We start from the raw sequence: 12,450 nt of genomic DNA, 5'->3' as shown, positions 1-12,450 counted from the left end.
GCGTTTGCGCGGCTGCGCGCGGGTGACTCTGCGCGGCAGCGCGCGGGTGACTCTGCGCGGCAGCGCGCGGGTGACTCTGCGCGGCAGCGCGCGGGTGACTTGGCGGGGCGGCGCGCGCTGCCGCTAGAAAGGCGCATCGTTCTCTGGCGCCACGGTCGGCGGTGGCGCCGGCGGTGCGGGGCTGAAGGTCGCGGGGCTGAAAGTCGCGGGGCTGAAACTGAGGGTGCGCTTCGGGCGGTCGGGGTGGAGGCGGCCCGTGGGACTCGTCCACTCGAGCACGCCGCCGGGGAGTTGTCGCACCCGCCAGGCGGAATGGTGCTTGAGGGTGTGGTGTCGCCGGCAGAGGTGAGCGAGGTTTCCCGCGTCGGTGGGTCCATCGTGCTCGCGGGCGATCGTGTGGTCGATATCGCACCGCGGCGCCGGCTGGCGGCATCCGGGGAACCTGCAGTGCTCGTCGCGGGCGCGCAGGGTGCGGCGGAGGTGGGCGCTCGGGCGGTAGCGGTCGACAGCGAGGACGTCTCCGCTCACGGGATGAGTGAGCACCCGGTCCCATCCCTCAACCGTCGCCGCGAGAGTTCGCGCGGTGGCGAGGTCGATGGGGCCGTGCCCGGCGAGTTCGGCGGGTGCATCGTCGTGCCCGAGCAGGGTCAGCACCGGAATGGTGATCTGGACGTGCGCCGTGATCGCGTCGGTGGCGGGGGTGGACGCAGAGGTGGCCGCCAGTGTCGCGTGCCCGGTGAGGAGGAGGTCGGCGAGGGCATCCGCGCGCAGCTCACCCATGCCGCGGCGATCGGCCGGTGCGGAGTCGTCGGGAGCAGAGGCGCGGCCCTCGATCGTGCTTCGCGCGAGAGACGTCAATCGATCGTGGATGCCGTGGGCGAGGGGAGCGGGAATGCTCGCGACGAGCTCGGCCATTCCGTCGTCGAGGTCCCGCACCCAGACGCCTCTGCGAGCTGCTGCCACCCGATGGCGTTCCGTGAGATCGATGGGATCGACGCGACTGGCGAGGATCCTCGCGGCCGGACGCAGCCGTCCGGTAGTCTCTCGGCGTGCGACGTCGAGCGCGGCCGCTTCGTAACTCGCCCGCGCCCCGCCGTCATCGATGTGCATGCCGGCCTCCACGATCACGCGCACGTGTGCGCGGTCGATCTGCCCGGACGCGAGCGCGGCGTGCGTCGCGGGGAATCGCGACACGATGAGCGCCGCCATCGACATCCGTCGCTGGATCGATCGGTCGGAGGCGCGGAGCTCGACCCCGATCTGTGCCGCCATCGACCGCAGGGGGATGTCGTGGTCGGCCGACGTCGCGCCGGAGGACTGGCGCTCACACACCCTCACCGCGGCGGCGAGCAGGTCGATCTCGCGCGCGTGGAGCGCCGCCAGGCGCCGGCCGGTCTCGGAGATCTCGTCGAGCAGCGCGCCGATCTCGGCCGGGGAGGGCTCGGCGCTCGCGGTGATGTCCATACGAAGAGGATCTCGTCAACCACGGACATCGACGCGTAAAAAAGCCCAGATCAGATTCGACTTGTGGACAGAGCCCCGATCGCCCCGGGTGGGGAGGAGTGGCGTACCGCCGCCCGGCCGCCGCCATCCGCGCCGGGCACAGAGTAAGGGCCGGTCGGAGAGGCTTCCGACCGGCCCTTGTCCCTTGCACCAAGAGTGTCCTGCAATCACATGTCGGTAGCTGCCACAGCAAAACAACTACCGTGCCTGCACTCTATAACGGCCAGATAACGACGGCAAGGGTTTCTCGTTATCTTTTCGTGATTCTTAGGAGGCTCATCAGATCCGCCCGCATCGGCCTACTCAGCCTCGATCCCGGCGCTTGACCCGCACGACCTCGACCAGCAGCACGAGGAGCGTCGGCACGATGATCCCCCAGATCGCCCCGACCGCGACGTCGTGGAGGTAGTGCACGCCCTCGAAAAGGCGACCGGCCGCGACCGCGACCGCGACCGCCACCGTGAGGATCGTCCACAGCAGCCGGCCGCCCACGATGGCGACGACGCACGCCGCTGCGAAGGCGAGGGTCGCATGGTTGGAGGGGAAGGAGTAGTCCGCGACATCGCACGTCGCAGCGGCCGGCCATCTCGTGCACGGGCGCCGTTGCGCGAATAGGACCTTGCCCGCCTCGCTGCCGAGATAGGCGAGCGCCACACCGGCGCCACCGGCGAGCACGCGCGCGCGGCGCTCCGGAGTCCGCCACCATGCGTGCAGCAGCACCGCCACCGTCACGGCCGCAAGGGCGAGCAGGAGTGCGTCCGAGAGGAACGCGATCCCGGGAAGGCCGAAATCGGCGCAGCGGACGATCCTCGTCATCCGCGAGGCGGATCTTCCCCCCACCCCGCGAGTTGCCCCCGCCGCGGTGAGCCGCCAGGATCGGGACGATGCTGCCACTTGCCGAGATCGCCGCCCTGAAGTCGACAGTCACCGAGGACTGGACCTCCGTCGTCGCGGATGCGGCAGCGGCGCCGTGGGGGCTCGGGCCCGGCGCGGCGCGCTGGTGGCGATCATCGGCATCGCACGTGTTCGTGGTGCCGAGGGGACAGGATGCTCGGGCGCCCTTCTACCTGCGCTTCGCGCCGGCCGGCTCCAGGTCCGGCGACCGACTGACGCGGGGTGCGGCGCTGCAAGAACGGCTGGCGAAGGAGGGCAGCGTCGCCGTTCCGGTGGTGAGCGCCGCCGGAAGGATCGTCGAGGCGGTGGAGTCGCCTCTCGGAGAGATGGTGGTGATGGCCGTCGCCGCCGTCGACGGGGAGGAGCTCGACGTCGACGACCTGGACCCGGCGCGCGCCGAAGCGTGGGGGCGAGCCCTCGCCGGCTTCCACGCCGCCGCGGGACCGGCTCCGAGCTCCGCAGATCCGGTCGACCCCTTCGCCGGTGCCGCGTCCCTCGTCCCCGCCGGCGATCGCGATCTGGCCGACGCGCTCAGCACGCTTCGCGCAGAGCCGGCCCCGCCTGGCGCATGGGTGTACGGACACGGCGATTTCGAACTCGACAACCTCCGTTGGCGCGACGAATCGGGGACGGGGCCGACGGTGGTCGCGTTCGACCTCGACGAGGCGGGGGCGATGCCGCTCGTCGCCGACGTCGCGGCGGCGACGCGCGACCTCTTCGCCGAGGGCACGCACGATGTGCGGCACCCCGACGCGCTCGCGGCGTTCCTCGACGGCTATGCCGAGGGCGACGGCCTCCGTGTCGCGATGCCGGACCTGGTGTGGGCGCGGACGGTCGGAGCCGCCCGGAGCTGGGCTGAACTCACCGCCGACCTTCGCGTCGATGCGGACGCAGTTGCCGAGCAGGGTCTCGACGATCTCCGTGCCTCCCTCGCCGCCCACGCGGAACGGGCGCGCGAGCTGGTGCTCGACGGTGCTCGCCGCCTCGGCATCACGCCTCGTTCGGGCCGGGAGCGGTCGCGGGCGGATTGAACATGAACTCGATGCGGATGCCGTTGGCGTCTTCGAGGAACGACGCGTAGTACCGCTCGGTGAATCGCGGATAGGGCTTGGGGTCGCGAACAGTCGACCAGCCCAACGACTGCGCGAGTTCGTGCAGCCGATCGACCTCTTCGCGCGTGTCGACGGCGAAGGCCAGGTGTTGCCATCCGACCCGGCCGTGCTCATGCGGGCCGCTCTCGCGATCGCGTGCGGGATACAGGATGAGCTCGACGTCGCCGGGCCGGTACCAGGATGCCGGCCCGGGGATGTCGCTGCGCTCGAACCCGAGCGCGCTCATGATCGGGTCGAACTGCGTGATGGCGCGAGGGAGGTCGTCGACGGAGATTCCGAGATGGTCGATAACGGGCATGGGGTCAGTCTCCCGGGCGCCACCGACACTCCCTGGCCGCATGCGGGAGAGCGGGGTCGATGACAGGATGAGGCCATGACGCCAGTGACGACGTTTCCGGGACAGCCCGCATGACCGCCCCGGAGAAGGACGTGACGAGGCCATCCGCTTCCGTGCGGTTCTGGCTGTCGGTGGTGATCGGTGCCGCAGCCGCCCTCGTCGGCCTCGTGCCGTGGCTCGTGACGGGCGCGCGGCTCCCGCTGCAGAATCTCGCCGAAGACGGGGCGTCCGGCGATGCTCCGGTCGTGCTCCTGCCGTTCAGCCAGTACTCGGTGTCGTCGATCTTCGCCGTCCTCGTCTTCGGAGCCGTCGTCGCGGGGGTCGCCGCCCGTGCCGTGCGCCCGCGCTCGACGCGCGGCGGGGCGTGGGGAGTGCTCACGGGCGTCGCGGTGGTGCACGTCGTGGCGATCGTCCAGACGACCGCGGTCGTGGCCGGAGGCCTCCAGGACCGCGTGGAGTCCGAGTGGTATCTCGCGGGGCTCACCGGTGGCGCCGTCTTCTCCGCCCTGCTCGGGTGGGGGTGCCTGCTGCTCGTCGCGGTCGCGCCGCGGGCCGGAGCTCTCCTTGGACTCGCCGTCGGGGCGATCGCGGCCGGGATGTGGGCAGGTGCGTTCCTTCGCCTCGTCCCCGTGACGGCCACGGTGCCCGAGGGACTCCTGACCGCCGTCTCGTTCGTCACCCCTGTGCTGGCCGGGATCGCGATCGCCTGGACGGGGCTGGCGACCGTCGGGCGGATCGTGGCTGCCGTGATCGCGGTCGTCCTCGTCTGGGTCGCGCCGGCGTTGGCGACCGGCATCTTCAACGCTCTCGCCACGCGCGCGCTCGCGCGCGATCCGCGGGGCATGCTCGAGTACGGCCTCGGAGTGTTCCAGATGGCGCTGTTCGATCCGGCGCTTGCTCTCCGTCCCATCATCGCCACCGTCGTCGTCGCGGCACTCGGAACCGCGGTCGTTCTCCTCCGCCGCCGGCACCGCACCTCGCCGGAGACGGCCTGATCGACAGCGCACGACGGTCTGTACGACGCTCCGGCCGGCGCGGGCCGGCGATGGACGGCGGAAGCGAGGCTGCGCACGATCGAGGCGCCGGTGCTGGCGGTGTACGCCGATCAGGGCGCGGAGGTCGCCCAGTGGCACCGGTCGGTCGTGGGTGATGACCGCGGCAACGCACACGCGATCGATGTCTGGCGCGGGCACGGCCATTTCCTCCATCAGGAGGATTCGGAGCGCTTTGCCGCGCAGTTGCGGGCCTGGCTCGGTCCGATCGAGCCGGTCGGCGCAGGATCGGCAGCGTCCGCCGACGCGCCGGCCGTCGCGCGGGAATGAGTCGCGCCCGCGCCGGGTTTCCGCGGTCATGACCACGATCGGAATCATCGGCGCAGGACACATCGGATCACAGCTGGCGCGGGCGTTCACGGCGCTCGGCGACAACGTGGTGATCGCCAACTCGCGGGGGCCCGAGACCCTCGCTCCGCTCATCGAGGAGCTGGGCCCGACGGCTCGCGCCGCGACGGCACAGGACGCAGCCGAGGCCGGCGAGGTCGTCGTGGTGACGGTGCCGCTGGCCGCCTATCGCGATGTCCCGGTCGCCCCGCTCGCGGGGAAGATCGTGCTCGACACCAACAACTACTACTGGGAGCGCGACGGGCACATCCCCGCACTCGACCGCGGCGAGACGACCACCTCGGGGATGCTCCAGGAGCACCTTCCCGAGTCGAAGGTCGTCAAGGCCTTCAACCACATCGCCGCCGCCGACATCACCACCACGGGCACTCCGGCCGGATCCCCGGACCGGCGCGCGCTGGGCACGGCGAGCGACTTCCCCGAGGCCGTCGCCTACGTCACCGACCTCTACGACCGGCTGGGCTTCGACACCGTCTCGGCGGGCCCGCTGAGCGAGTCGTGGCGTCTGGAGCGCGATCGTCCGGCCTACGTCGTGCGTCAGAACGCCGACGAGCTCCGCGCCAACCTCGCCCGCGGATTCCGGGTGCGTCCCGAAGACTCCGTCGGCTGAGCCCGGACCGGGTCAGGGCGTCCTGGTCGCCGCTCGAAGGAGCGGAATCGAGGTCAGGAGCGAGAGCCACACGACCGCGAACCCGGCCACGAGGGTGGCGGCGATGACGGCGAGTGCGGCCGGGGCGGTGAGCACGACGATCCCGACCACCGGCAGGGACATCACCGCGCCGAGGGCCGCTCCGCCCAGGGCTGCCCACCGGAGCGGCACCATCACGGTCATCCGGCGGGCGCGTCGCACTTCCCGCTCCGACATCCCGAGGCGGTGGAGTCCGACGAGGAGCTCGCGGTCCTCGAGGACGGAGGCCGCCTGCGTCACTCCGACCGAGCACGCCAGGAGCAGGAACCCCAGCGCCAGGGTGAGCAGCACGCCGGTGCGGAGGTCGGTCAGCAGCTCGATCATGGCGGCGGCCGACCCGTCGTCGGCGGCCTCCGGGGACGCGAGGGCGACAAGGCTCGCCCCCGCGCCTCCCACGACCGCGATGAACGCCATCATCGCCAGCGACGAGACGCGGCGCCAGGCCTGCGCCGCGTGTGCGGCCAGCTCGCGACCCGCGATCAGCCGCGCCGCCGAGGTGGCTGTCCGGGCGATCGCCCGGCCGCGGGCGGCCACGATCGCCGTGCCGATGAGGTTCAGGAGCGCCATCCCGCCCGCGAAAGCGACGAAGAGCACTCCCACGCCGATCATCGGTCCCAGAAGCTCGCTGATCGTGCCCGCGGCGAAGACGACGCCGACCACCGCCGCGAGCGCAACGGTGCCCCACACGAGTGCCCGGCCGCGTCTCGGTGCGGCATCGGTGCGCTGCCGCACGCCGAGCGGCGTCAGCTGCACACGTCGCAGACTGGACGCGGCGCTCGCCGCCGCGATGAGGACGACGGCCGCCACGACCGCGCCCACGATGATCCATCCTGCCCAGAGAGCCGCGGCTCCGATGGGCTCACCGAAGAACGAGACGAGTCCCACCAGCGGCGTCAGCGCGCCGTAGAGCCCGACCCCGAGGAGGGCGCCGAGGACGGCGAGGCCTGTCGCCTCGATGAGAGTCAGCGCCGTCACCTCGCCCGTCGTCGCCCCCAGCAGCCGCAGGGTGGCCAGGCGATCGTTGCGGCGGCGCGCCGTCAGCCGTGCCGATGCGGCGCCGAGAGTCGCCACGGGAACGGCCAGCAGCACGAGCGCTACCGTCGTGAACACGCCGTAGAGAGAGCCGAACGATGTGTCGGCGGCGCGCGGGTCGGTGTAGAACATGTGGGCACCGGCCGCGACGAGCAGGAGCACCCCCGTCGTCACGGCGAAGGCTACGACGGGGAGCACCGAGGCGGCGAGTCCGGTGCGGCGCGGGTGCGCGAACAGGATGGTGAGGCTCGCGAGCGGCGACGTGGAACGGCGCGCGGGCGCCGCCGGAACCGCGACGGTCATCGGTGCGCCTCTGACGTGGTGCCCGAGGCGCCGATGACGGCGTCGTTCACGAAGCGTCCATCGCGCATGTGGAGGACGCGGTCGCAGCGGGCGGCGACGGCGGCGTCGTGCGTCACGAGCACGAGGCTGCGCGCCGTCCCCTCGGCCCCGCGCAGGAGCGCGTCGAGCACCTCGGTCGAGGTGACGGAGTCCAGCGCCCCCGTCGGCTCGTCGGCGAAGACGATGGCCGCTCCGGTGACGTGGGCGCGGGCGATCGCCACCCGTTGCGCTTGGCCGCCCGACAACTGGCCGATGCGCCGGTTCTCCATCCCCGCGAGCCCGAGCCAGGCGAGCCAGGCCGCGGCGCGCGCCTCCGCTTCAGCGCGAGCGACGCCCAGGAGCAGCAGAGGCAGCGCCACGTTCTCCACCGCCGTCAGCTCCGGAAGGAGAAGGTGGTCCTGGAAGACGAAGCCGAGGTGCTGTCGACGCACCGTCGATCGCTCGTTCTCGCTCAGTGCGGCGAGCTCTCGCTCTTCGCCCGTCGGGGTGCGCAGGAGGATCGAGCCGGCATCGGGGGCGATGATCGCGGCGAGGCAGTGCAGCAGCGTGGTCTTTCCCGACCCCGACGCACCCATGATGGCGACCGATTCACCGGGGAGGACCGTGAGGTCGACACCGCCGAGGGCGACGAGGTCGCCGTAGGTCTTGCGGAGCCCGGTCGCGCGGAGCGCCGGGACGGGCGAGGGAAGCGGTGGCGGGGTCGATGACGAGAAGGACATCCCCCCAGCCTGGTGGCGTCGGGAGCAGATGTCGTCGTGCGCGAGAGGCATCCCGGATCCCTCTGACGGATGACGTCGCGGCGCGCGGATAGCCTGGAGGGATGATCGCCTCCGACCTCCTTCTCGCGGGGCCCCGCGGTCGGCGTCTGCTCCTGGAGCTCGCCGTCGAGCTCGAGCTGCGGCGCCCCGAGTCGCGGGAGCATCTCGTGGGCGACGCAGTGGCGGCGGCGTCGTTCGCGCTTCGAACCGCCCGCGAAGACGGAGGCACGCGACTCGCCTCGTTCGTCGGTGACGTGACACCCGAATCGGTCACCCCTCACCCTGGCGCCACCCCCGCCTCGGTCGCCGAGGCGGTGGCGGCCCTCCTCGCGCCGGGGCAGGCAGATGGCTCCGACTCCCTCGATCACGGGATCGTCCATCGCGCGCTCGTGCGGGCCGTGGACATGGCCGCCTACTGGCAGGAACCCGGCACGGAAGACATCGTGGCGTCGCACCCCGCCGTGCGTGAGGCCCTTCGTCCGCTCGCCGAGCGGCTCGCGGACACTCCCGCTTCGGCATGGTGGGACGCACCCGCGGCGGTCCAGGACCAGTGGGCCGTCGCGTGGGATGGGCATGAGCCGGAGGTGCCGAGCAGGCCGGCCGAAGTGCTCCAGGGATGGCGGGAGCGCGTGGACGAGAGCGTCGCCCGCGCTCGTGGTGACCGGCCCACCGATCCCCGCGCCAACTGGAGTGGTGAGTGGTGGTCCACTCCGCCACACGGTCTGGCGCGCTCGGCGCGACGGTTCGCTGACGTGCCCGGCGGTCTCCCGGCGGCGCTCGAGTTCGTCGAGGACTCGCTCGGATGGGAAGAGGCGAACGTCCGGCGCCTGGGTGCTCCCGCCGGCCTGCGGATCCTCGAGGTGCGTTCCGCCGACGACTGGGCGCGGCTCTGCCGGGAGCACCCGCTCGAGGTCACCCCGGAGGTCCGTCAGGACTGGTTCCGCACCACCGGAGGCGACGGCACCTGGGTCATACCCGACTGGGCGAGCGTTGCGGCCGAGTGCGACGCGGTCCACCTCACCGTTGCCGCGTACCTCTCCGCCGGCACCGCCATTCCCGTCGACAGCGACACCGCGAGCGTCATCGCGGGATGGAACCCCGACGAGACGTACTGGTTCACCGACCGCGTCCGACTCGTCGGTGCGGTGGAGCCGTGGCGGTTCGTCGACCGCGAGAGGTGGGAGCCGGTCAGCGCCTGACCCGTCACGCGGCGATCAGTCGGCCGGGTCGTCGGTTCCCTCGACGATGCGGCGCATCGTCTCCCGCGTGATGACACTCGCCTCGCCGTCGGTCCACTCGTGGACGACGAACGGCAGACCGACCGCGTCGAGGTAGTCCGCCGCTTTCTCCAGCCGGGGCACGACCTGGAGGTGATCGGTGCCGAAGAGGGCGGCCGTGTAGACCGGGGCGCCCTCGCGCACGGCGTTTCTCATCTCGACCGTCGAGCGCCCCGTGATCCGGTACAGAGCCTGGTACACCGCGCTCGGGAGATCGGGGCGCTCCGACAGCGTCAGCGAGAGGGCGTTCCGGGGGCCGGTCATGAGTCCATCCCACCATGCTCGTCGGGCGTCGCGCCTCAGAAGAGGCGAGGGATGAGCACGGGGGTGCGCTTCTTGTAGGCCTGATACTCCTCGTCGTCGCCCCAGCGGCGGTCGGCCTTCGCCTCGAGCAGCGGGATCCCGGAGACGCGGGTGAGGAGGAGGATGACGAACAGCGGCGACAGCACGGCGACCCACTGCCACCCGTCGAGGACCGGGGCCGCGACGAGGAACACTCCCAGCCACAGCACGATCTCGCCGAAGTAGTTGGGGTGACGCGACCGCGACCACAGCCCCGACGAGATGAAGCGTCCGGTGTGTGCGGGATCGGCCCGGAATGCCGACTTCTGCGCGTCGGCGACGACCTCGATCACGAAGCCGAGCACCCAGACCACGATGCCGACGACAGACAGCCAGCCCAGCGGCTCCCGCGTCGGCGAGCTCATCGCGATCCACGCGGCCGAGGCCGTGATGCTCACCCACGCGCCCTGCACGATCCACACCTGCAGGAAGCGCACGGGGCTTGCCTTGATCTCGTCGAAGCGGTCGTCCGCTCCCGATCGGTGGATCCGCAGGAAGAGGAACGTCGCGAGGCGCACCGCCCAGAGCGCCACCATCACGGCGAGCACCCACACCCGGGCGTCGGGCTGCGGGACCAGGGCGAGCAACCCGATCGTCACGAGGAAGAAGGTGCCGCCCCCGGTCAGGTCGAAGAAGCGCTCGGTGCGCTTCACCGCCGACGGGATGTAGACGAGCACCTGGACGGCGAAGGCGGCGGCCACCGCAAGGGCGAACAGCGGCACCCCCGCGGCGGTGGCACCGCCCTGGCTGCCGGCGACGGCGACGAGGGCCCCGATCAGGAGCGTGACGAGAATGGTGACGACGGACGCGCGAGGCGACGAGGACATGCGGTACTCCGGGAGGAAAGGGTCAGCGGTAGAGGTCGGCGAGCACGTCGGTGCCCTCGGCGAGGAGCGCCCGCCGCTTGATCTTCATGGTCGGGGTGACCAGGCGGGTGTCGTCGAGGTCGGCGACGACGATCGTGAATCGGCGCACCTGCTCGGCGCGCGAGACGCGGCGGTTCGCGGCGTCCACGACGCGTTGCAGTCGGTCCTGCAGATCCGCGTCGTGGAGGGCACCGATACCGCCCGGGCGGGCGGTGGGGAGGGCGACGCCGTGCGCGCTCGCCCATGCCGCCAGGGGCTCCGGGTCGAGCACGAGCAGGGCGGACAGATAGGGCTTCCCTTCGCCGACCATGATCGCGTGAGCCACCAGGGGATCGGACTCCACCGCCTGCTCCCACGCGTGCGGCACCACGGTCTTTCCTCCGCTGGTGACGATGACGTCCTTCACACGGCCGGCCAGGACCAGGTGGCCGTGCTCGTCGAGGCGGCCGAGGTCTCCCGTGCGGAAGAAGCCGTCGACGAAGGCCTCCGCGTCATGGCTCGGGTCGCGGTACCCGGCGAAGACGCCGACGCCACGAGCGAGGATCTCTCCGTCCTCCGCAATGCGCACCGTCGAACCGGGGAGGGGAATGCCGACCGTTCCGGCGCGGATGTCGCCGGGGAGGTTGCCGGTGAGCGGTGCCGTCGTCTCGGTGAGTCCGTAGCCCTCGACAACGGGAGCCCCCATGCCGCGGAACAACAGGGCCACCTCGGCGTCGAGCGTCGCTCCGCCGGAGAGGATGTAGGCGAGGCGCCCGCCCATGAGGGAGCGGAGCCGGCGGTAGAAGAGGCGATCGAACAGGGCGTGACGGCCGCGGAGCATCGGCCGCGGGGTCGTGCCCGTCTCCTCGGCTCGACCCCAGGAGATCGCCGTCCGCTCGGCCGCTCGCCAGAGCCCCCCGAGGTGCTTCGCGTGCGCCTTGGCTCCCGCGGCGGCCCGGATCTTCTCCAGCACGCGCGGGACGACCACGAGGAAGGTGGGTCGGCGGTCCTCGAGCACCGCGACCACGCGGCTCGTGTCGGCCAGGTGCGCGATGCGCATGCCCGATGCCAGGCAGATCAGCTGGAGTCCGCGCGCGAGCACGTGGGCGAGGGGGAGGAAGATCACCGTGTTGCCGTCCTCTCGGACGACCTCCCGGTAGGCGGCGGCGATGTTGAGCACCTGACCGAGGAAGTTGCGGTGGGTGAGGATCGCTCCCTTGGGTTCCCCCGTGGTTCCCGAGGTGTACACGTAGGTCGCGGGGGTGTCGAGGTCCGCGGCCGTCCGGCGGGATTCCAGCTCCTCGTCGTCGACCTCCCCGGCGCGCGCACGCAGGGCGCCGAGTGAGCGCTCGCCGTCGTCCATCGTCCACACGCCCAGCGCGCCGACTCCCGCCGCGGCGAAGGCGCGGGAGAGGACCTCGGCGTGTGCGCTGCCACCGCCGATCCCCAGTCTGACGGCGGCGTCGCGGGCGATCGCGGTCACCTGGTCCACAGACGACGTCTCGTAGACGGGGACGACCACGGCGCCGGCGAACCACGCGGCGAGGTCCGACACCGCCCACTCGTACCGGGTGGGCGCCATGACGGCCACCGCGTCGCCGACGGTCACGCCGTGCGCGATCAGGCCCTTCGCGAGGCTGCGCACCTCGCGCAGGAACTCCATGGTCGTCACGGGTCGCCAGGGCTCCCCCGCGTGCTCGCCGGCCACGTCGAAGGCGATGTGGTCGGGAGCGGCGGCGGCGCGCTGGATGAGCAGATCGGTGACGTTGCGGTACTCGTCGATCTCGACGAGCGGGTCGGTGCTGTGCTCGCGCATGGGCCTCCGTTCGGGTACGGCTCCGGCGCCGGGAACGGGCGTCGTGGCCGGGTGGCCCACAAGCCATCCTGCCGTGTCCGGGATGCCGTTCCGGGCATCGAAGC

General features: G+C 71.9%; 13 protein-coding genes. 5 read left to right on the top strand and 8 right to left on the bottom strand.

The features are described 5' to 3' along the window. Positions 1-123: 123 nt before the first annotated feature. Positions 124-1,464, bottom strand: a complete 1,341-nt coding sequence (locus QM591_RS14980) for a DUF222 domain-containing protein (protein WP_415133483.1) — start codon at positions 1,462-1,464, stop codon at positions 124-126. A gap of 342 nt (positions 1,465-1,806) precedes the next feature. Then, positions 1,807-2,319 (bottom strand): phosphatase PAP2 family protein, encoded by a 513-nt coding sequence (locus QM591_RS14975; protein WP_415133481.1) that lies wholly within the window; start codon positions 2,317-2,319, stop codon positions 1,807-1,809. 68 nt (positions 2,320-2,387) lie between these two features. On the opposite strand from QM591_RS14975, the gene QM591_RS14970 reads away from it, so the two are divergent. Next, complete coding sequence (locus tag QM591_RS14970; RefSeq protein ID WP_415133479.1) at positions 2,388-3,428, top strand: phosphotransferase enzyme family protein; 1,041 nt, start codon at positions 2,388-2,390, stop codon at positions 3,426-3,428. Here the strand turns inward: QM591_RS14970 and QM591_RS14965 are convergent. Continuing rightward, the gene (locus QM591_RS14965; protein WP_415133477.1) at positions 3,388-3,807 is read right to left on the bottom strand and encodes a VOC family protein; all 420 of its coding nucleotides are present in this window, start codon (positions 3,805-3,807) and stop codon (positions 3,388-3,390) included. The genes QM591_RS14970 and QM591_RS14965 overlap by 41 nt on opposite strands. A gap of 110 nt (positions 3,808-3,917) precedes the next feature. On the opposite strand from QM591_RS14965, the gene QM591_RS14960 reads away from it, so the two are divergent. The 3 genes from QM591_RS14960 to QM591_RS14950 all read left to right on the top strand — a co-directional run bounded on the left by QM591_RS14960 (position 3,918) and on the right by QM591_RS14950 (position 5,856). After that, on the top strand, positions 3,918-4,841 hold the full coding sequence (locus QM591_RS14960; protein ID WP_415133475.1) for a hypothetical protein: 924 nt from the start codon (positions 3,918-3,920) through the stop codon (positions 4,839-4,841). A gap of 90 nt (positions 4,842-4,931) precedes the next feature. Beyond that, a complete protein-coding gene (locus tag QM591_RS14955) occupies positions 4,932-5,168 on the top strand; it encodes a hypothetical protein (RefSeq protein ID WP_415133485.1) in 237 nt (78 codons plus the stop codon). After that, the gene (locus QM591_RS14950) at positions 5,074-5,856 is read left to right on the top strand and encodes an NADPH-dependent F420 reductase (protein WP_415133473.1); all 783 of its coding nucleotides are present in this window, start codon (positions 5,074-5,076) and stop codon (positions 5,854-5,856) included. The genes QM591_RS14955 and QM591_RS14950 overlap by 95 nt, the downstream gene beginning before the upstream one ends. A gap of 12 nt (positions 5,857-5,868) precedes the next feature. Here the strand turns inward: QM591_RS14950 and QM591_RS14945 are convergent, their stop codons facing one another. Next, the gene (locus tag QM591_RS14945) at positions 5,869-7,269 is read right to left on the bottom strand and encodes an FtsX-like permease family protein (RefSeq protein WP_415133471.1); all 1,401 of its coding nucleotides are present in this window, start codon (positions 7,267-7,269) and stop codon (positions 5,869-5,871) included. Next, on the bottom strand, positions 7,266-8,027 hold the full coding sequence (locus tag QM591_RS14940) for an ABC transporter ATP-binding protein (RefSeq protein ID WP_415133469.1): 762 nt from the start codon (positions 8,025-8,027) through the stop codon (positions 7,266-7,268). The genes QM591_RS14945 and QM591_RS14940 overlap by 4 nt, the downstream gene beginning before the upstream one ends. Positions 8,028-8,128: 101 nt before the next feature. Between QM591_RS14940 and QM591_RS14935 the strand changes: the two genes are divergently transcribed. Continuing rightward, positions 8,129-9,265, top strand: a complete 1,137-nt coding sequence (locus QM591_RS14935; RefSeq protein WP_415133467.1) for a hypothetical protein — start codon at positions 8,129-8,131, stop codon at positions 9,263-9,265. A 15-nt stretch (positions 9,266-9,280) separates the two neighbouring features. Here the strand turns inward: QM591_RS14935 and QM591_RS14930 are convergent, their stop codons facing one another. From QM591_RS14930 to QM591_RS14920, 3 genes are read right to left on the bottom strand one after another with little or no spacing between them, the layout of a single operon-like run. Further along, positions 9,281-9,607, bottom strand: a complete 327-nt coding sequence (locus QM591_RS14930) for a hypothetical protein (protein ID WP_415133465.1) — start codon at positions 9,605-9,607, stop codon at positions 9,281-9,283. A gap of 35 nt (positions 9,608-9,642) precedes the next feature. After that, positions 9,643-10,512 (bottom strand): DUF1295 domain-containing protein, encoded by an 870-nt coding sequence (locus QM591_RS14925; RefSeq protein ID WP_415133463.1) that lies wholly within the window; start codon positions 10,510-10,512, stop codon positions 9,643-9,645. 22 nt (positions 10,513-10,534) lie between these two features. Continuing rightward, positions 10,535-12,346 carry an AMP-dependent synthetase/ligase gene (locus QM591_RS14920; RefSeq protein ID WP_415133461.1) on the bottom strand — a complete coding sequence of 604 codons (1,812 nt, stop codon included), beginning with the start codon at positions 12,344-12,346 and terminating at the stop codon, positions 10,535-10,537. Positions 12,347-12,450: the final 104 nt, after the last annotated feature.

The sequence above is a fragment of the Microbacterium sp. genome (assembly GCF_047607225.1).
GTDB lineage: Bacteria > Actinomycetota > Actinomycetes > Actinomycetales > Microbacteriaceae > Microbacterium.
The sequence above is the reverse complement of the archived record's forward strand: the minus strand, read 5'-3'. Positions and strand labels throughout refer to the sequence as shown.

Bases quoted from the DNA above. Each gene is read 5' to 3' on its own strand.
- QM591_RS14935 (WP_415133467.1), top strand. From the start codon at position 8,129: ATGATCGCCTCCGACCTCCTTCTCGCGGGGCCCCGCGGTCGGCGTCTG.
- QM591_RS14945 (WP_415133471.1), bottom strand. From the start codon at position 7,269: ATGACCGTCGCGGTTCCGGCGGCGCCCGCGCGCCGTTCCACGTCGCCG.
- QM591_RS14975 (WP_415133481.1), bottom strand. From the start codon at position 2,319: ATGACGAGGATCGTCCGCTGCGCCGATTTCGGCCTTCCCGGGATCGCG.
- QM591_RS14940 (WP_415133469.1), bottom strand. From the start codon at position 8,027: ATGTCCTTCTCGTCATCGACCCCGCCACCGCTTCCCTCGCCCGTCCCG.
- QM591_RS14970 (WP_415133479.1), top strand. From the start codon at position 2,388: ATGCTGCCACTTGCCGAGATCGCCGCCCTGAAGTCGACAGTCACCGAG.
- QM591_RS14920 (WP_415133461.1), bottom strand. From the start codon at position 12,346: ATGCGCGAGCACAGCACCGACCCGCTCGTCGAGATCGACGAGTACCGC.
- QM591_RS14965 (WP_415133477.1), bottom strand. From the start codon at position 3,807: ATGCCCGTTATCGACCATCTCGGAATCTCCGTCGACGACCTCCCTCGC.
- QM591_RS14930 (WP_415133465.1), bottom strand. From the start codon at position 9,607: ATGACCGGCCCCCGGAACGCCCTCTCGCTGACGCTGTCGGAGCGCCCC.
- QM591_RS14980 (WP_415133483.1), bottom strand. From the start codon at position 1,464: ATGGACATCACCGCGAGCGCCGAGCCCTCCCCGGCCGAGATCGGCGCG.
- QM591_RS14925 (WP_415133463.1), bottom strand. From the start codon at position 10,512: ATGTCCTCGTCGCCTCGCGCGTCCGTCGTCACCATTCTCGTCACGCTC.
- QM591_RS14960 (WP_415133475.1), top strand. From the start codon at position 3,918: ATGACCGCCCCGGAGAAGGACGTGACGAGGCCATCCGCTTCCGTGCGG.